Origin of the sequence: Pseudonocardia sp. ICBG1293, assembly GCF_020131355.1 — a bacterium.
Taxonomy (GTDB): domain Bacteria; phylum Actinomycetota; class Actinomycetes; order Mycobacteriales; family Pseudonocardiaceae; genus Pseudonocardia.
Window position 1 is genome coordinate 171,844 of record NZ_JAHLEL010000006.1, and the last position, 18,404, is coordinate 190,247.

13 protein-coding genes and 3 pseudogenes are annotated in these 18,404 nt (G+C 74.3%); 10 read left to right on the forward strand and 6 right to left on the reverse strand.

Annotation, left to right across the window (positions count from 1 at the left end; all coding sequences use genetic code 11):
- Window positions 1-121: 121 nt before the first annotated feature.
- The 4 genes from KPF47_RS39650 to KPF47_RS01440 all read left to right on the forward strand — a co-directional run bounded on the left by KPF47_RS39650 (window position 122) and on the right by KPF47_RS01440 (window position 5,477).
- Window positions 122-1,390 carry a MarR family transcriptional regulator gene (locus tag KPF47_RS39650; protein ID WP_308015286.1) on the forward strand — a complete coding sequence of 423 codons (1,269 nt, stop codon included), beginning with the start codon at window positions 122-124 and terminating at the stop codon, window positions 1,388-1,390.
- 172 nt (window positions 1,391-1,562) lie between these two features.
- Window positions 1,563-2,522: an MBL fold metallo-hydrolase gene (locus tag KPF47_RS01430; RefSeq protein ID WP_224386391.1), complete on the forward strand. Its 960-nt coding sequence runs from the start codon at window positions 1,563-1,565 to the stop codon at window positions 2,520-2,522.
- A gap of 23 nt (window positions 2,523-2,545) precedes the next feature.
- The gene (locus KPF47_RS01435; RefSeq protein WP_224386392.1) at window positions 2,546-4,303 is read left to right on the forward strand and encodes an FAD-dependent monooxygenase; all 1,758 of its coding nucleotides are present in this window, start codon (window positions 2,546-2,548) and stop codon (window positions 4,301-4,303) included.
- Window positions 4,278-5,477: a homogentisate 1,2-dioxygenase gene (locus KPF47_RS01440; RefSeq protein WP_224386393.1), complete on the forward strand. Its 1,200-nt coding sequence runs from the start codon at window positions 4,278-4,280 to the stop codon at window positions 5,475-5,477. Before KPF47_RS01435 ends, KPF47_RS01440 begins: the two co-directional genes overlap by 26 nt.
- 12 nt (window positions 5,478-5,489) lie before the next feature.
- Here the strand turns inward: KPF47_RS01440 and KPF47_RS01445 are convergent, their stop codons facing one another.
- Window positions 5,490-6,233 carry an arsenic resistance protein gene (locus KPF47_RS01445; RefSeq protein WP_308015287.1) on the reverse strand — a complete coding sequence of 248 codons (744 nt, stop codon included), beginning with the start codon at window positions 6,231-6,233 and terminating at the stop codon, window positions 5,490-5,492.
- A gap of 29 nt (window positions 6,234-6,262) precedes the next feature.
- Window positions 6,263-7,294 carry a serine protease gene (locus tag KPF47_RS01450; RefSeq protein WP_224386394.1) on the reverse strand — a complete coding sequence of 344 codons (1,032 nt, stop codon included), beginning with the start codon at window positions 7,292-7,294 and terminating at the stop codon, window positions 6,263-6,265.
- A gap of 338 nt (window positions 7,295-7,632) precedes the next feature.
- On the opposite strand from KPF47_RS01450, the gene KPF47_RS01455 reads away from it, so the two are divergent.
- Window positions 7,633-9,072 (forward strand): DUF11 domain-containing protein, encoded by a 1,440-nt coding sequence (locus KPF47_RS01455; RefSeq protein WP_224386395.1) that lies wholly within the window; start codon window positions 7,633-7,635, stop codon window positions 9,070-9,072.
- 291 nt (window positions 9,073-9,363) lie between these two features.
- Here the strand turns inward: KPF47_RS01455 and KPF47_RS01460 are convergent, their stop codons facing one another.
- A complete protein-coding gene (locus KPF47_RS01460; RefSeq protein ID WP_224386396.1) occupies window positions 9,364-10,281 on the reverse strand; it encodes an SDR family NAD(P)-dependent oxidoreductase in 918 nt (305 codons plus the stop codon).
- Window positions 10,282-10,353: 72 nt separating this feature from the next.
- Window positions 10,354-11,256, reverse strand: a pseudogene (locus KPF47_RS01465) (SDR family NAD(P)-dependent oxidoreductase).
- Between the two features lie 100 nt (window positions 11,257-11,356).
- Here KPF47_RS01465 and KPF47_RS01470 point away from each other — a divergent pair.
- Complete coding sequence (locus KPF47_RS01470) at window positions 11,357-12,022, forward strand: TetR/AcrR family transcriptional regulator (protein ID WP_224386397.1); 666 nt, start codon at window positions 11,357-11,359, stop codon at window positions 12,020-12,022.
- A gap of 300 nt (window positions 12,023-12,322) precedes the next feature.
- Here KPF47_RS01470 and KPF47_RS01475 read toward each other — a convergent pair whose 3' ends face one another.
- Both KPF47_RS01475 and KPF47_RS01480 read right to left on the reverse strand, forming a co-directional pair.
- Window positions 12,323-12,766, reverse strand: coding sequence for a TetR/AcrR family transcriptional regulator (locus KPF47_RS01475; protein WP_224386398.1), 444 nt, complete (start codon window positions 12,764-12,766; stop codon window positions 12,323-12,325).
- A gap of 9 nt (window positions 12,767-12,775) precedes the next feature.
- Window positions 12,776-13,267: a nuclear transport factor 2 family protein gene (locus KPF47_RS01480; protein WP_224386399.1), complete on the reverse strand. Its 492-nt coding sequence runs from the start codon at window positions 13,265-13,267 to the stop codon at window positions 12,776-12,778.
- Window positions 13,268-13,443: 176 nt separating this feature from the next.
- Between KPF47_RS01480 and KPF47_RS01485 the strand changes: the two are divergent.
- From KPF47_RS01485 to KPF47_RS01500, 4 genes and pseudogenes are all read left to right on the forward strand, one after another.
- A pseudogene (locus KPF47_RS01485) lies at window positions 13,444-15,113 on the forward strand (FAD-binding dehydrogenase).
- A 56-nt stretch (window positions 15,114-15,169) separates the two neighbouring features.
- Entirely contained in the window at window positions 15,170-16,150 is a 981-nt protein-coding gene (locus KPF47_RS01490) for a 2Fe-2S iron-sulfur cluster-binding protein (protein ID WP_374108785.1), read from the forward strand.
- Window positions 16,151-16,187: 37 nt separating this feature from the next.
- Complete coding sequence (locus tag KPF47_RS01495; protein ID WP_308015288.1) at window positions 16,188-17,372, forward strand: cytochrome P450; 1,185 nt, start codon at window positions 16,188-16,190, stop codon at window positions 17,370-17,372.
- Between the two features lie 58 nt (window positions 17,373-17,430).
- A pseudogene (locus KPF47_RS01500) lies at window positions 17,431-18,328 on the forward strand (IS5 family transposase).
- Window positions 18,329-18,404 lie beyond the last annotated feature (76 nt).

The following is an 18,404-nucleotide window of genomic DNA, read 5'->3' on the forward strand; positions in this document are numbered from 1 at the left end:
CGACAAGTCGTTCTGAAACGACCTCTTAGTGTTAGCCCGAATGGACTAGGATGGTCCGGGTCTGGAAGTGACGAAGATGATTCTCCTGGTGTAGAAAAAAGACCTACTGCGAGGAGTGGCCGTGCCGAAGCGGGTGGACCACGAGCGGCGCCGGGGCGAGATCGCCGACGCGGCCTGGCGGCTCATCGGCGAGGGCGGCCCCGAGTCGCTCACCCTGCGGGAGGTCAGCGTCGCGCTGGGCGTCGCCCCCGGGGCGCCGGCGCACTACTTCGACGGCCGTGCCGCGATCGTCGAGCACGCGTTCCGCCGAGCTCTCGACCGGGTCGACGCCCGGGTGGCCCGGCGTACCGCCGCGCTGTCCGGGACGGCGGCGCTGCGGGTGTTCTGCGAGGAGGTCACCGCGCACGCCGGGGTCCCGTTCGCCCGGGTCGCGGCGTCCGGGCCGGAGCCGGCCGCGGTCCTGGCCGAGGCGACCGCGCGGTGGCGGGTCCGGCTGGCTACCCGGCTGGACGAGGGCCGCCGGGCCGGCGAGGTCGTCGTCGGAGTCCGGGACGAGGTGCTCGTGGAGCAGCTGCTGGCACTGCTGCACGGTCTGCAGGCGCTGGCGCCCCCGGGTGCCGGGACGGTGGACGCGGCGCGGGGGCCCGGGGGAGCGGACGCGGCACCGGCACCGGCGGAGGTTATCTCGGCGTTCCTCGGGGGGCTCGGTGGAGCGGCCCGGAGCGGGACCGCGCGCCCGGACGGGGCGGGCACGGGGGCGGTGCCGCGGTCGCCGGACCGGACGGCGGCCGCACCGGGCGGTGCGGGTGCCGGCGGCGCCGGGGAGGTCGTCGGGCCGGACGGGGGCACGGTGGGTGCCGCGCCGGGGGGCCGCGCGGACGGCTTCCTCGCGCTCACCGACGTCGCGCTCACCCGCACCGGCGAGCGTCTGCCCGGCACCGACCGCGCGGCGATGGCGCTCGTGCTGAACCTGCACCGGATCGCCGGCTCCCTGGTGTACGACCTGGAGTCGACCGTGCACCGCCCCGCCGGGTGGAGCTGGTCGGCGTTCCGGCTGCTGTTCACGCTGTGGGTGGCGGGCGGGCAGGAGGCGGGCCGGGCGGCGGAGCTGTGCGGGATGAGCCGGGCGGCCGTGTCCAGCCTGGCCAACACCCTGGCCGCGGCGGAGCTGGTCCGCCGCAGTCCCGCCGCCGGTGACCGGCGGGCCGTCCAGCTGTCGCTGACCGACGCCGGGACCGCTCGGCTCGTCACCGCGTTCGGCCGCCACAACCGTCGTGAGTCGCAGTGGGCCGCGCTGCTCGACACCGACGACCTCGCGGCCCTGAACGCCCTGCTCGTCCGCCTCGCCCGCGCCGCACACCGGGCGGACTGGATCAACCGGCGGACCTGAGCCGCTCGGCGCACACCGCCGGAGCGGCCCTGGCGCCGTGACACGCGGCCCTCTAGCGTCCCGGACAAGTGCTTCAACCTTTGATCGTCCGCGTACCCGGCCGGTCGGAGGTCCCGACGACGGGACGCCACGGTCGCCGCCCCGTCTCCCGGCTCCCGAGAGGACACCCGCCGTGGCCAAGCCCTTCGCCTCCGCCGCCGACACCGCCGCCAAGGAGCAGACCCTCGAGGTGCTCGCGGACGGTGTCTACGCCCTCACCGCCGAGGGCGACCCGAACATCGGCGCGATCGAGGGGGAGGACTTCGTCGTCTGCTTCGAGGCCCTCGCCACCCCGGTCGCGGCGCGGAAGTGGCTCGCGATGCTGCGTGAGCACACCGACAAGCCGGTCCGCCACCTGGTGCTGTCGCATTACCACGCGGTCCGGGTGCTGGGCGCGAGCGCGTTCGACGCGCAGACCGTCGTGGCGCACGAGACGACTGCGGCGCTGATCGCCGAGCGGGGGATGGAGGACTGGGCCTCGGAGTTCGCGCGGATGCCGCGCCTGGCCGAGGCCGCCGACTCGGTCCCGGGCCTGACCTGGCCGACGCTGACCTTCGCCGACCGGCTTACCCTCGACCTCGGGGGCGACCGCGGCGAGCTGGTGCTGCAGTTCCACGGCCGCGGCCACACCGAGGGCGACATCACCGCCTGGCTGCCGCGGCACCGGATCCTGTTCGCGGGCGACCTCGTCGAGGCCCGGGCCGCGCTCTACACCGGTGACGCGTTCCACCGGGAGTGGGCCACCGGCACCCTCGACCGGCTCGCCGCCCTGGGTGCCGAGCAGCTGGTCGGCGGGCGCGGAGCGGTCAGTCGCGGCCGCGCCGAGGTCGACGCCGCGATCGGCCAGACCCGCGCCTTCCTGCAGGTCATGCTGCGTGAGGTCGGGGCGGTGCAGGAGCGCGGGGGCACCCTGAAGGAGGCGTTCGAGGCCACCCACGCCGCACTCGTCGACGACTACGGGCACTGGCCGATCTTCGAGCACTGCCTGCCGTTCGACGTCTCCCGGCTGTGGGACGAGCTGTCCGGGGTGGAGCGTCCGGTGATCTGGACGGCGGAACGCGACCAGGAGGTCTGGGCCCGGCTGCAGGGCTGAGGCGCGACGGGGAGGGGGAGGGCATGTCGACGTCCGCCGCTCCGCGCTGGCCGCTCCCGCCGGTCCTGGTGATCGGCGCCGGGCCGGTCGGGCAGACGACCGCGCTGCTGCTGGCCCGCCACGGCGTCCCGACCGTGGTGCTGGACCGTCGCCCGGAACGCGACCGGGCCGGATCCCGGGCGCTCTGTCAGCAGCGCGACGTCCTCGACGTGTGGGAGTCGGTGGGCGCCGGCCGGCGGATCGCCGACGAGGGGGTCACCTGGACCACCGCCCGCACCTTCCACCGTGACGCCGAGCTGTTCGCCCACACCTTCGCCGAGCCGGGTCGGCCCACCTTCCCCCCGTTCGTCAACCTCTCCCAGGCCCGCACCGAGCAGATCCTCGACGAGCGGATCGCCGACGAGCCCCTGGTGGACCTGCGCTGGGGACACGACGTCGTCGGCGTCGAGCGGGCCGCCGACGGCGTCACGGTCACCGTCGACGGCGGCGAGCGGGTCGCCGGCAGCTTCGCCGTCGTGTGCACCGGGGCCCGCAGCGACGCGCTGCGTGCCCTGCTCGGGGTCACCTTCGAGGGCACCAGCTTCGACGACCGCTTCCTGATCTGCGACGTCCGCGCCGACCTCCCGGGGTGGGTGGCCGAGCGCCGCTTCCACTTCGACCCGCCGGGGAACCCGGGCCGCCAGGTGCTCGTCCACCCCTGCCCGGACTCGACGTTCCGGATCGACTGGCAGGTGCCGGCCGACCACGATCTCGCCGCCGAGACGGCCTCGGGCGCGCTGGACGCCCGCATCCGCGGGGTGATCGGCGACGTCGACCACGAGGTGGTCTGGTCGTCGGTCTACCGGTTCCACTCACGGGTGGCGGACCGCATGCGGTGCGGCCGGGTCCTGCTCGCGGGCGACGCCGCCCACCTGGTGTCCCCGTTCGGGGCCCGTGGCCTGAACTCCGGCGTGGCCGACGCCGAGAACGCCGCCTGGAAGATCACCTGGGTCGGTCACGGCTGGGCACCGGAGGAGCTGCTGGAGAGCTACCACGCCGAACGGCACGCCGCCGCCATGGAGAACATCGCCGTCACCACGGCGACCATGGAGTTCCTGGTCCCGCGCGACGCGGAGCAGGAGCGTGCCCGCGCCGAGGTCCTCGCCGCCGCGGCGACCGACCCGGCCGCCCGGGCCCGGGTCGACTCCGGCCGGCTGTCCGAGCCGTTCTGGTACGTCGACTCCGCCCTGACCACCGCCGACCCCCGCCGTCGGTTCGCCGGGCGGCCCGCCCGGGGCGAGGTCCCGCCCGCGGGCCCCGGCGTGCTCGTCCCGGACGCCCCGGTGCGCACCCCGGCCGGTCCGGGGCGCCTGCGCGCACTCGCTCGCGACGGGTTCCTGCTGCTCACCGGCCCGCAGGCCGATGCGGGAGCCGTCGCCGCCGCCGCGGCCGGGGCGCCCGGCCCGGTCCGTGTGCTCGCCCTCGCCGAGCTCGACGGCCGCGCCGGCGCGGGCTCCGGCCGCAGAGCCGGATCCGGAGCCGGGGATCGAGCCGGAGCCGGGGACGGAGCCGGAGCCGGAGCCGGGGACGGAGCAGGGCCGACGGTGACGGCGGCGCTGGCCGCCCGGCCCGACGAGGTGTGGCTGCTCCGCCCGGACGCCCACGTCGCCGCGGTGCTCGCCGCCCCGGGCCACGACGACGTCGTGGCCGCACTCGCCCGCGCGACCGCGCGCACCACCACGACCACCCCACCGACACGACCGGAGGAAGGCCAGGATGGCGTACTACAGGCGAGCCGGTGACGTCCCGCCGAAGCGGCACACCCAGCACCGTCGTCCCGACGGGACGCTCTACCACGAGGAGCTGATGGGGGAGGAGGGCTTCTCCTCGGACTCCTCGCTGCTCTACCACCGCGAGATCCCGTCGGCGATCGTCGACGCGACCCCGTGGGAGTTGCCCGACCAGGGACTGCACGAGAACCGTCCGCTGGTTCCCCGGCACCTCAAGCTGCACACTCTCGGCGCCGAGGACTGGAAGCGGGTCGACCCGGTGACCGGGCGCCGGCTCGTCCTCGGCAACGCCGACGTGCGGATCTCCTACGTCGTCGCCGGTGAGTCGAGCCCGCTCTACCGCAACGCCGTCGGCGACGAGGTCGTCTACGTCGAGTCCGGCACCGCAACGGTCGAAACGGTGTTCGGGGCGCTCGACGCCCGACAGGGCGACTACGTCGTCCTCCCGCGGGCGACGACCCACCGCTGGGTGCCGACCGGGTCGGAGCCGCTGCGGGCGTACGCGATCGAGGCGTCGTCGCACGTCGCGCCACCGAAGCGCTACCTGTCGCGCTACGGGCAGCTGCTCGAGCACGCCCCGTACTGCGAGCGCGACCTGCACGGACCCACCGAGCCGCTGCTGGTCGAGCAGGTTGACGTCGAGGTGCTGGTCAAGCACCGCGGCGGGCCGGACGGGATCACCGGCACCCGCTACGTGGTCCCCACCCACCCCTTCGACGTCGTCGGCTGGGACGGGTGCCTGTACCCGTACACGTTCAACGTCGCGGACTTCGAGCCGATCACCGGCCGGGTGCACCAGCCGCCGCCGGTGCACCAGGTCTTCGAGGGCTCCGGCTTCGTGATCTGCAACTTCGTGCCGCGCAAGGTCGACTACCACCCGCTGGCGGTGCCGGTGCCCTACTACCACGCCAATGTGGACTCCGACGAGGTGATGTTCTACTGCGGCGGCGACTACGAGGCCCGCAAGGGCTCCGGGATCGGGCAGGGCTCGATCAGCCTGCACCCCGGTGGACACAGCCACGGCCCGCAGCCCGGTGCGGTCGAGCGCGCGCTGGGTGCGGAGTCCTTCGACGAGCTCGCCGTCATGGTCGACACGTTCCGCCCGCTGGGGCTCGGTGAGGGCGGTCTGGCGAGCGAGGACCCGTCGTACGCGTGGAGTTGGGCGGGACGCGGCCCGAGCCGGTGACGGGCCGCCCGCTCACCGGTGGGGGACGAGCCGCGGCACCAGCCGTACCAGGACGACCAGGGCGACGAGCTCGACCAGGGTCTGGGTGACGACCGCGAGCGGGGCGAGGGCGAGCGTGCCGGGCAGCGCGAGGGCGAGTGGCAGCACGACCAGCGAGTTGCGGGTCGTCACCGAGAACACCACCGCCCGGGCCGCCGGGACGTCCAGGCGCGTCACCCGGGCGGCGAGCAGCCCGACCACGACCGCCGCGACGACGAACGCCCCGTAGAGCGGGACCAGCCGCACCAGGGTGAGGGCCTGCTCCCCGACGGCGGCGATCTGCGACCCGACGACCGCGGCCAGGGTGGCCGCCATCAACGGCACCATCGCCCCGGCGAGGGCCTGTTCGACGCGGGCGCCCGCACCGTCGGGACGACGCCGCCGCCGGTACTGGACCAGGGCGGCGGCGGCCAGCGGAACCAGGACCAGCACCACGAACGCGTGCACGAACGGCCCGGCCCGCACCACGGCGAGGACCTCCGGCCCGGCGGCGAGCCACAGGTACCCGGGGAGCATGAGCAGCTGCGCGACCATCAGCAGCGGTGTCGCGGCGAGCAGCTGCGCGCGGGCACCGCCGGCGAGCCCGGTGAACACGACGACGTAGTCGATGCACGGGGTCAGCAGCACCAGCAGGACACCCACGAGCAGGCCGCGGTCGTCGGCGACCCACCGTGACAGCCCGATCGCGATCGGCGGGACCACGACGACGTTGGTCACCAGCAGGGTGAGCAGGAACCGGGCGCCGGTCAGCGCGCGCGACGTCGACGAGGGGGACCGCGAGGAACGTCGCGAACAGCAGCAGGGCCAGCAGCGGGGTGACCGACGCGGCGAGCGCGGGGGCGACCCGGGGGGCGCCGAGACCGAGGAGCGCCCCGGCCAGGATCGCGGCGAGGTACAGGGGGACCTGGTGGCGGTCCCACCAGGCGACGACCCGGCTCATCCGGTCCCGCCGGCCGACCGGTACGCCGACCGGGCGGCCGGGCCGAGGTCGGCGCCGTAGGAGACGTCGGGGGATGCTGGTAGCCCCCGGTGACGGTCAGGATCTCCGAGTCGTCCGGGCCGGTCAGCCACGGGCCACCGCTGGCGCCCTGGTCGAGGCCGGGACGCTCCAGCTCCCACTGGCCGTCCCCGAGCGTCCCGGCGGTACCGGAGACGGTCGTCGCGGCGGAGTCGTCGTCGTTGTAGCCGACCGCGGTCACCGGGGTGTCGTCGCCGTCGTCGGAGGAGGTGAACGCCAGCCGGTAGGCGCCGGTGAGCTGCTCGATCGGCGGTGCACCGGCCCGGGACACGGTCAGGAACGCGACGTCGGAGCCGGGGTCGCCGCTCTGCAGCCAGCCCGGTGGGACCGCGGCCGCGGTGACGGTCCAGTAGCCGAACGGCGCGGTGTCGTCGTCGTAGCCGGGTGCGAAGCTCATGCCCGTCCGGGCGGGGGTGCCGTCCCCGTCGGCGACGCAGCGCGCGGCGGTCACGACCAGGTCGCCGCCGGCGGACCCGACCACAGAGCCGGAGCAGAAGTGGTCGCCCGGGTCCCCGGCCGGACCGTCGAACAGGGCGCCGGTCGCCCGCCGCGGGACGGGGGCACCGTCGTCGGTGGCGACCGTCCCCGGGGGGAGCGCGGGGACGACGGTGGCCGGGACCGCGGCGGCGCCGGTGGCGGCGGTCGTCCCCGCCGGGGAGGGCACCGCGACCGCGACGGCCGCGGCCGTCGCCAGCGACGCGGCCAGCAGGGCGATCATGGTCCACCGCGGGCCGTACCCGGTCCGGGGGTCGGTCCCCACGTCCACCTCCCGGGCTCGCCTCCGCCGACCGGGTCGACGGTAGGGGGCGCTCCTGTGCCCGGCCGGTCCGGCCGCTGTGGACCCGCTGTGGATCCCGGTCGAGGGTCCGACGCCGGGCCCGCACCCGGGCCCGGCGTGCTCGGCCCTCCCCGCCGCCGCACGTTCCCGCAGGCCGGCGGGGGGTGCCCCGACCGGACGGCCCGGCGATGCTCCGGGTGGCTCATCAGACCTGATGACAGGGTGTAGCGACCGTGACCGCCACCGCGACACACGGGCCGTCGGGCGCACAGGGGCCCGGCGCGGACGGCCCGGGGACGGGCGGAGCGGTGGAGGCAGTCATGGGACGTCGGCTCGGGGAGCGCGGAGCACGGGTGGGCGGGCGACGCCTGGCTTCGGCCGCGCTGGTGGCGGCGGTCGGGTTCGTCCCGCTCGCCACCGGCACCGCCGCCGCCGCGGACGGCGTCCGGGTCGGCCGGGACCAGATCCCGGTCTGTGTGGCGACGGCGAGCCCGACCGGGTACTGCGCGGCCGTCCGCGACGCCGGCACCGCCACCGTCGTCGACGACGAGCGGGCCCGCACCGGGCGTGGCTACCTGCGCCTGGACACCCCCGGTGGCAACGACAAGGTCACCGTGTACGCCCAGGCCTTCGCCGGGCGCAAGCTCTCGGACATCACCGACCTCGAGTACTCGACCCTCGTCGAGCAGGGCAACGGCACCCGGCAGGTGCCCGCCCTGAACATCCCGGTCAACCCGAACAAGGCCGGATCCACCTTCACCACGCTGGTGTTCGAGCCCGTCTACACCGCCACCACGCCGCGGCAGGACGGGACCTGGCAGACCTGGCCGGCGTCGAGCACCGGCGGCGGCTGGTGGGCCAGCGGCACGGACCCGGTCACCGGTGTCTCCAACAAGTACGGCTTCGACAGCTACACCGCCGACTTCGCCGCGGTGAAGGCCGCGCTGCCCGACGCCGTCGTCGTCGGTGGGATCGCGGTCAACCAGGGCAGCGGCAACCCGGGTCTGCGCTCGGGCGTCGACGACCTGCGCATCGACGGCACCACGATCGACTTCGACAACCCGGTCCTCCCGACCGCGCTCGCCGCGACCGGCGGCGACGGGCAGAGCACCCCGGTCCGCACCGCCTTCGCCCGGCCGCTGTCGGTCGCCCTCACCGGAGCGGGCGCCGCCCCGGTGGCGGGCCAGGTGGTCACCTTCACCGTGGGCAACGGCAGCGCCGCCTTCCCCGGCGGGGCGACCGCCACCGCCACCACCGGCGCCGACGGCGTCGCCACCAGCCCGGCGCTGTCCGCCGGCGACACCGCGGGCCCGGTGACGGTGACCGCCACCGCCGGCGCGCTGAGCACCACCTTCGCCCTCACGGTCACCCCCGCACCGGTCGTCGCGCGCGAGGCCGACCTGTCGGTCGCGCTCGGCGTGCCGGGCACGCTGAAGGCGGGCACCACCGCCCCCGTCACCGTGACCCTCCGCAACGCCGGCCCGGCCGCGGCGACCCGGGTCACCGGGGCCGTCACCCTTCCGCAGGGCCTCCGGGCCACCTCCGCCCCGGGCGGGATCGTCGGGGGCAAGGGCCGCTCGGTCGCCTACCTGGTCCCGGGCATCGCCGCGGGCACCGCGTCGACCTTCACGATCACCGTGACCGCGGACCGCACGGTGACCGGGCCGCGGACCCTCGAGGGAGCCGTCGCCCCCTCCTCGGTCCGTGACCCGAAGCTCGCGAACAACGCGACCCGGGTGACCACGACGGTCGTGCGCTGACCCCGGGGCCCGGCGGGCGGACGGCCACGAGATGCCGGCCGGCAGCCCGTCGGGACCCGGTGGTCGCGCAGCTCCCCGCCGGGCCGGTCGGAACCGGATCGTCCAGGGCGCCTCGCCCCGGTGGACCGGCCCCGTCGGTGCCGCCGGGCTCGTGGCGACGCCCTGACCACACTCGCCCCTGCACCTGCTGCCGCCGTCGCCGCACCCGGCGCACCGACGAGCCAGGACGTCACGGCCACCGGGTGACGCACGCCGATGCGCCGCCGAGCCGGTGAGCGGTTCTGAGTGGTATCAGGGCTGCATGCCGGTCAGCTCCGCGCTGAGCTGCCAGAGGGCCTCGCAGCGTTCGGGGGAGAGCGTGTGGTCGGGGGTGGCGACCTCCTTACGGTCCACGAAGAAGCGTCCGTTCACTCCGTGCAGGCCGGGATCGGTCGCCACCCAGACGGGGTTCCCCGCCCCCTGGTCGGGCGTCTTCCTGAGGGGGTTGAGCCGCACCATCGTGGTCAGCGCCCTCTCCAGTCCGTGTGCGCCGCGGGAGAGGCCCGTGTGGGCGATGACCCCGGGATGGGCTCCGTTGACGGTGATGCCGCCGCCCGTCAGCCGGCGCGCCAGGCTGTGGACGAACATCGTGTTCATGTTCTTGGAACGTGCGTAGGCGGCGAAACGGCGCATGCTGGGGACACGGCTGAGCGCACGGGCGTTCTGCGCGTGGAGGTCGTCGAGGTCGACCGGGAAGCGCTCCAGCACGGCGGGATCGGCGCCGACGACCACGAACCGGGCGCGTGCGTCCCGGAGCGACCCGGACTCGGCGAGAGTGCGCATCAGCACGGAGGGCGCCAGGTGGTTGGTGGCCAGGGTGAGCTGGATGCCCTCGTCGGTGTGCGCGCGGACGTCGGCGGTGACCGCGGCGTTGTTGATCACCACGTCGGGAGATGTGGTCTCGGCGAGCCGGTCGGCCAGTGCGCGCACGTCCCGGACCAGGGACAGGTCGGCGCTCTCCGGACGGAGGTCCGCGCCGGGGACGGCCGCACGTATCCGGTCGGCGGCCCGGCGCACGGTCGTGTCGCTGCGGCCGACCATGACCACACTCGTTCCCCGGGCGGCGAGCCGACGGACGACGGCCTCCCCGATACCGCGGGTGCAACCGGTGACGATCGCCTGCCTGACCTCGGGGACCGGTGATCCGGATTTCTCGGACGGATCGGACATGGGCCTCGCCTCGTTCGTCGGATGGGGGTGTCCGCGGGAGCAGGGGCCCTCCGCGCGGGCGGGGCTGCCGGTTCATCGAGCGGGAAACGTCACCCCGGTCAGTTCCTCGGAGGCGGCCCACAGGCGCTGCTGGGTGGCCCGGTGATGGGAGGCGGGGCTGGAGGAGACCGGCTTCGGGTGGCCCCGGAGCTCACCCCGGCTGCCGGGACCGTAGTACTGCCCGCCGGTGGCTGTGGGATCGGTGGCGGCGCGAAGGGTGGGCAGGGCCCCCATCTCGGCCCTCTGGGTGAGCAGCGGTGCGAGGAAGGTGAGGGGCAGGCGGAGCGCGGTCGGTGTGTTCCGGGCGAGTTCGGTGTGGGACACGCCGGGATGGGCGGCCAGCGCGACCGTGGAGCCGTGTGGGGCCAGCCGACGCTGCAGTTCGTAGGTGAACATCAGGTTGGCGAGTTTCGACTGCCCGTAGGCGGCGACGCGGCTGTAGGAGCGCTCCGACTGCAGATCGTCGACGTGGATGGCGGCCCGGATGCGGTGACCGGTGCTGCTGACCGTCACGACGCGGGAACCGGGTACGGGCAGCAGTCGGTCCAGCAGGAGGCCGGTCAGGGCGAAGTGGCCGAGATGGTTGGTGCCGAACTGCAGCTCGAAGCCGTCGTGGGTGGTCCGCCGTGGGGTGTACATCACGCCGGCGTTGTTGATTAGAAGGTCGATGCGCGGGTGGGCGGTGCGCAGGTCGGCCGCGGCGGACCGGATCGAGTCCAGGGAGGCCAGGTCGAGGGCCTGGACGGTGGCGTCGCCGGTGATGCGGGCGGCCGCCTGCTTGCCCTACTCGACATCGCGGACGGCCAGGACCACCGTCGCGCCGCGTTCGGCGAGCATCCGGGCGGTCTCGAAGCCCAGACCGGTGTTGGCGCCGGTCACGATCGCCACCCGGCCGTGCTGACCGGGGATGTGGTGCTCGGTCCAGTTGTTGGTCATGGCCCACTTCCTAAGGAATCGGCGGTCTGTTAATGGCAACCGTAAGAGACCGGCGGTCTTCAGTCAAGAGACCGATGGTCTCCACGGTAGGCTTGGGGGCGTGACGTTCCAGCGGGCCCGGAGCGAGGAGCAGCGGGAGATCCGCCGCCGGGCGATCATGGACGCGGCGGCGGCGATGCTCGACGAGATGCCCGTGGCCGAGGTGAGCCTCAACGAGCTCAGCCGGCGGGTGGGCCTGGCCAAGTCGAACGTCCTGCGGTACTTCGAGTCGCGCGAGGCGGTGCTGCTCGAACTGCTGGACACCTTCCTCGAGAACTGGCTGGCCGGACTGGCCGACGACCTGGCCCAGGGCATCGACGCGCACGAGGCACCGGAGGCGCGGGCGGCCCGACTGGCCGAGATCCTCAGCGGCTCACTGGCGAGCCGGGTGGTGCTGTGCGACCTCTTCGGCGCGCAGGGCGACGTCCTGGAGCACAACGTCTCGGTCGAGGTCGTCAAGCGACACAAGCGGTCCTCCCTCGGCAGGCTCGCGGTCATGACCGAGCTGGTACGTCGTCACCTGCCCGAGCTCGGCGACGGCGCGCAGCTGTTCTGCCTGATGAGCCTGGTCACGGCGGGTGCCCTGTCGGCGTACGTCCCGCCGCCGCCCAGCGTCCTCGCCGCCTATGCGGACGAACCCGCCCTCGGCGTGCTCCACGTGGAGCTGCGTGACGCTCTGCGGATCTCTCTCACCTCGGCGCTGCTGGGTGTGCTGCCGCGCACCTGAGCCGCTCGGTCCGCCGTCGCACGCGATGATGGCGCCGGGGGGCGGTGGGACGTCGCGGGCCCCCCGCGGTGCACGCCGATCCGAGGTGTCACACCACGGACCGGCTCGGTGGGGGAGGTCCACGCCTCCGCGTCGCCCGTCGAGGTCCGGCGTGCCCTCCACGCCGTCGACGTCCGCGTCCCCGCCACCCGGCGCGCGGGCGGCACGGATCCGACAGCGCCGAAGGGACCTCGGCCGCCCGTTCACCGATCGGGTGGCGACAACCGGTCCGGCCGGCGGCTGTGCCGTCCCGGCGTCGGATCATCGATCGCTGAGGGTGCGCGCCCACGGCTCGTCCAGCTCGGCCAGGCCGAGCACGGCGACCACGTTGTCGAGCATTCCGGCACCGAACCAGCGCCGCACCTCGGCGTCGTTGTCCAGCGGCTGCCGAACGGCGTCGACCTGCGTGGCGTAAGACCGACACACGGCCCGCTCGATGAGCGGTTCACGGCTGAACCCGATGCCGGCCGGTTGCACGGCCAGGGTCCCGGTCATGTCGACGGACACGTGATCCACCGCCGCCGCGAACAGGGCTTGCTTTTTCGAGTACAGGCGGTAGAGATACGGCTGCGAGATGCCGACCGCCTCGGCGATCTCGTCCGTCGTCGTACCGTAGAAGCCCTTCCGGGCGAAGCAGTCGATCGCCGCTGCGACCACCGCACGCCGTCGTTCGTCGCTCTTCGTGCTGGCGCCGTGGGTGGGCATGGGCACCAGTCAAACCCGACCGCTCTCAGCTGCCGAAAGGCACGCCGAGGTCGGAGCCGGGCGGCACGTCGTCCGGTGTGAACGCCTCGATCGCCACCAAGGGGTTCCAGTGGTCCAGGTAGTGGATGATGCGGGCGTCGTCATCGGTCCGGACGACCGAGATGTAAGTGTCTGCTCGTACGGCTCGCCGGTCGGCCGCGCCGTACTTGTCGAGCGGAACTCGGCGACCACGAGACTCGGATCGACGGTCTCGTGGAACACCAGGTCGACGAACTCCACGTCGAAGGGCTCGGGAAAGCGGCTCATGCGCGCGATCAACGCATCGCGCCCGGTGACCCGTGGCGACACTCCGACCGGGGCGAACGGGAACTCGGGCACCGCGTCCGGGGCGAACAGCTCCACGCATTCGTCGACGCGTCCCGCGGCGGTCAGGCGCAGGTGCTCGACCACGGCGTGCGGGGCACCCGCACGACGGCCGGCGATGTCGTCCTCGGCTGTCATCTCGACTCTAAGTTAGTGATCGACCTATAACCTTTCGGTCGCGGCGGCCTCGTCGAACGTCGGTCGATGTGGGGACGGCCCGGCCCGTCACCCGTTCCCGGGGCCGGATCTGATACGTCTGTTCCTACCGGCCGCCCCGGTACGGGTGCGGCGGGCCGGCGACGAACGGGAGTGGCATGGACGCGGACGTGATCGTCGTCGGGGCGGGACTGGCCGGTCTGGTCGCCACCCACGAGCTGACCCGGCGGGGCCACCGGGTCGCGGTCGTCGACCAGGAGGGGCCCGTCGACCTCGGCGGGCAGGCGTGGTGGTCCTTCGGCGGCATCTTCCTCGTCGACAGCCCCGAGCAGCGCCGCATGCGGGTGCACGACTCGGTCGAGCTCGCCTGGAGCGACTGGCAGGGCAGCGCCGGGTTCGACCGCCTCGACGACGAGGACTCCCACGCCGTCCGCTGGGCCCGCGCCTACGTCGAGTTCGCCGCCGGGGAGAAGCGCTCCTACCTCACCGGGCTGGGCGTCTCCTTCCTCCCGACGGTGGGCTGGGCCGAGCGCGGCGACCTCACCGCGACCGGGCACGGCAACTCCGTGCCCCGTTTCCACGTGAGCTGGGGGACCGGCACCGGCGTCGTCGGACCGTTCGTCGACTCCGCCCTGCGGGCCGCCGAGGCCGGGCTCGTGACCTTCCACCACCGCCACCGCGTCGACGACCTGGTCCGCACCGACGGTGCCGTCACCGGCGTCCGCGGCGCCGTCCTGGCCCCGACGACTCGCCGCGCGGCGCCCCGAGCAACCGCGACGTGACCGGGGAGTTCACGCTGTCCGCCCCGGCGGTGGTGCTGGCCACCGGCGGGATCGGCGCGAACCACGAGATGGTCCGGCGGTACTGGCCGGAGCGGATGGGCACGCCGCCGTCGTCGATGATCACCGGGGTGCCGGCCTACGTGGACGGGCGGATGCTCGACATCGCCGCCGCCGCCGGCGTGCGGCTGGTCAACCGCGACCGCATGTGGCACTACACCGAGGGCGTCGTCAACTGGGACCCGGTCTGGCCCCGTCACGCCATCCGCATCCTGCCCGGGCCGTCGTCGATGTGGTTCGACGCGCTGGGGCGGCGGCTGCCCGCGCCGTACCTGCCCGGCTACGACACCCTCGGCACCCTGCGCCACCTGCGCACCACCCCGGACATCGCGGGCTACGACCACTCGTGGTTCGTGCTCACCCAGAAGATCGTCGAGAAGGAGTTCGCGCTGTCGGGCTCCGAGCAGAACCCCGACATCACCTCCGGTCGCCGCAGTGCCTTCCTCCGCGAACGGCTGCTCAGCCGGGGTGCGCCCGGCCCGGTCGAGGCGTTCACGACCCACGGGGAGGACTTCGTCGTCGCCGACACCCTCGACGAGCTCGTCGCGCGGATGAACGCTCTCACCGACGCCCCGCCGCTCGACCCGGCACTGCTCCGCGGCCAGATCGAGGCCCGCGACCGGCAGCTGGCCCACCCCTACAGCAAGGACGCCCAGGTCCAGGGCATCCACAACGCCCGTCGCTCGCTCGGCGACCGCATCGGCCGGGTCGCCACGCCGCACCGGATCCTCGATCCCGCCGCCGGCCCGCTGATCGGGGTGAAGCTGCACGTGCTGACCCGCAAGACCCTCGGCGGGATCCAGACCGACCTGGGCTCCCGCGCCCTCGACACCCACGGCGAGCCGATCCCCGGGCTGTACGCGGTGGGCGAGGCCGCCGGGTTCGGCGGGGGCGGGGTGCACGGGTACAACGTGCTGGAGGGCACGTTCCTCGGCGGCTGCATCTTCTCCGGCCGGGCCGCCGGGCGGAGCCTCGCCGGATCGCTGTAGCAACCCGGTGTCTCGCTGAGCGAGAGTCGGCTTCCGCAGCGGTGGCGCCGCGACGGATGCTCGGCTCCTCGACGACGAGGGGAGCAGCGGTGACCGGTGCCGAGAACCGCACGGTCCGGGTCGCGGACCGTCGCCGGGAGGCCGACGGGGTGGTGTCGCTGGAGCTGGTCGCCGTCGACGGCGGCCGGCTGCCGGACTGGACCCCCGGCGCGCACGTCGACCTCGTGCTCCCCGGTGGCCGCACCCGGCAGTACTCGCTGTGCGGGGACCGATGGGACGCCCACCGCTACCGCGTGGCGGTCCTCCGCGAGCCGGGCGGGCGCGGCGGGTCGGCCTGGGTCCACGACCGGCTCGCCGTCGGTGACGAGATCGGGCTGGGCGGGCCACGGAACAACTTCGGGCTGGTCCCGGCCCCGCGCCACCTGTTCGTCGCGGGCGGTATCGGGATCACCCCGATCCTGCCGATGATCACCACGGCCGCGCTGCTCGGCTCCGACTGGGCGCTGCTCTACGGCGGGCGCACCCGGGCGTCGATGGCGTTCACCGCCGAGCTCGCGGTCCACGGGGACCGGGTCCGGACCGTCCCGCAGGACGAGTGCGGGCTGCTCGACCTCGCCGGGTTCCTGGGACGGCCCGCACCGGGCACCCGGGTGTACGGCTGCGGTCCCGCCCCGCTGCTCGCGGCGCTGGCCGACGCCACGGCCGGGTGGCCGTCGCACACGGTGCGGACCGAGCGCTTCGTCCCGCGCGCGACCGGCCCGGTCCGCGACACCGCGTTCGCGGTCCACCTCGCCCGCCGCGGGACCGACGTGACCGTGGCACCCGGGCGCAGCGTCCTCGACGCGGTCACCGACGCCGGCGTCGACGTGCTGTCGTCCTGCCGGCAGGGCACCTGCGGGACCTGCGAGACGACCGTGCTGGCCGGCGAGCCGGACCACCGCGACTCCGTCCTCGACGACGACGAGCGCGCCGCCGCCGACTGCATGCTCGTCTGCGTCTCGCGCTCGCTCGGGCCGCGCCTGGTCCTCGACCTCTGAGCCCCGTCCGACCCGATCCGACCGGAAGGCAGCGCCCATGACGGCCGCGCTCGACCACCTGCCCACCACCGACGTCGACCCGTTCGCCCCCGAGGTCCTCACCGATCCGCTCGGGTTCCAGGAGGAGCTCCGCGCCGCGGGCCCGCTGGTCCGGCTCACCCGCCACGACGTGCTCGCCCTCGGCCGCTACGCCGAGGTGCGGGCCGCGCTGGTCGACTGGCAGAGCTTCCGCTCCGGGGCCGGGGTGGGGCTGGCGAACTTCCACACCGAGGCGCCGTGGCGGCCGCCGTCGCTGCTGCTGGAGGCCGACCCGCCGCACCACGACGCGCCCCGCCGGGTGCTCGGGAAGGTCCTCGGGCCGCGCGCGCTGCGCACGCTGCGGGACCGCTGGGCGGCCGACGCCGAGGCCCTCGTCGACGAGGTGCTGGCCGGTGGCGACGAGTTCGACGCCGTGCCCGCGATCGCCGAGGCGTTCCCGCTGCGCGTGTTCCCCGACGCCGTCGGGCTGCCCGAACAGGGCCGGGAGAACCTGCTGCCCTACGGCGACCTGCTGTTCAACGCGTTCGGTCCGCGCAACGCGCTGCTGGAGGAGAAGCTGCCGCGGCTCGGGGAGCTCTCGGCCTGGGTGAACGCGCAGTGCGCCCGCGAGGCACTGGCGGGGGAGGGCTTCGGTGCCGACATCTGGGCCGCCGCCGACCGCGGCGAGCTCACCCCCGAGCAGGCCCCGCTGGTCGTGCGGTCGCTGCTGTCGGCCGGGGTCGACACCACCGTGACCGGGCTCGCCGCGGTGCTGCACGCCGTGGCCCGGCACCCGGAGCAGTGGGCCCGGCTGCGCGCCGATCCCGGGCTCGCCCGCGTCGCGTTCGACGAGGCCGTGCGCTGGGAGTCCCCCGTGCAGACCTTCTTCCGCACGACGGCGACCGACACCGAGCTCGCCGGCGTGCGCGTCCCGGCCGGGCGCAAGGTGCTGATGTTCCTCGGCTCGGCGAACCGGGACCCGCGGCACTGGGGGCCCGGTGCGGGCAGCTTCGACCTCGACCGTGACCCGTCGGGCCACGTATGGGCCTGCACCAGTGCGTCGGCCAGCACGTCGCCCGGCTGGAGGCCGAATCGGTGCTGCGGGCGCTCGCCGCGCGGGTCACGACGATCACTCCCGCCGGTCCGCCGCGCCGGCGACCGAACAACACCATGCGGGCCTGGGCGTCGATGCCGCTGCGGGTGACGCGGGCCTAGGGCGCGTCTCCTAACCCGGCTGGTCGGGCCTGCGCGATGATCAGTAGGTGTCGCGCCGTGCCGTCCTGACCGATGCCCAGTGGGACCGACTCGAGCCGTTACTGCCCTCGTCGGACGGGATGCCAGGGCGCCCGTTCGCCGATCACCGCAGAGTGATCGAGGGGATCATCTACCGGTTCCGCTGCGGGCTGGCCTGGCGTGATGTCCCGGTCGAGTTCGGGCTGTGGCAGACCCTATGGAAACGCCACCGCCGCTACTGCGGTGACGGCACCTGGGACCAGGTTCTCGCAGCTCTGCTCGCCGATGCCGACTCCGCCGGTCTCGTGGACTGGGCCGTGTCGGTCGACTCGACGATCATCCGCGCTCACCAACACGCCGCGACCCTGAAGCGGGACACAGGGGGCCGGATCGAACTACAAGAATCTGCTGATCGAGCCGCCCGATCACGCCTTGGGCCGCTCCCGCGGAGGGCTCGGCACGAAGATCCACCAGCTCGTTGACGGACACGGCCGCCCGCTGGTCGTACTGGTCGGCCCTGGCCAGGCCGGTGACGCCCCGATGTTCGCGCACCTGATGTCACATCTGAGCGTCGGACGGGTCGGTCCGGGCCGACCGCGGACCCGGCCCGAGCGGGTCCGCGCAGATAAGGCCTACTCCTCACGCGCCATCCGCGCCCACCTGCGCGGACGACGGATCGTCGCGGTCATCCCGGAGCCGGCTGACCAGCAGGGACACCGGAAACGACGCGGCACACGCGGCGGTCGACCACCGGCGTTCGACCGGGTCGACTACCGCGGCCGCAACGTCGTCGAACGCGGGTTCTGCGAGGTCAAGCAGTGGCGCGGCCTCGCGACCCGCTACGACAAACTCGCCCTGACCTACCGCGGCGGAGTTGCACTGAAGGCCATCGTCACCTGGTTGCGCACTTTAGGAGACACGCCCTAGGTGCAGACTCCTCCCGTGGCCGCGGGCGAACCGGTGCTGGCCCGGGCCGTGCGGATCCTGTCGGTGTTCGAGCCCG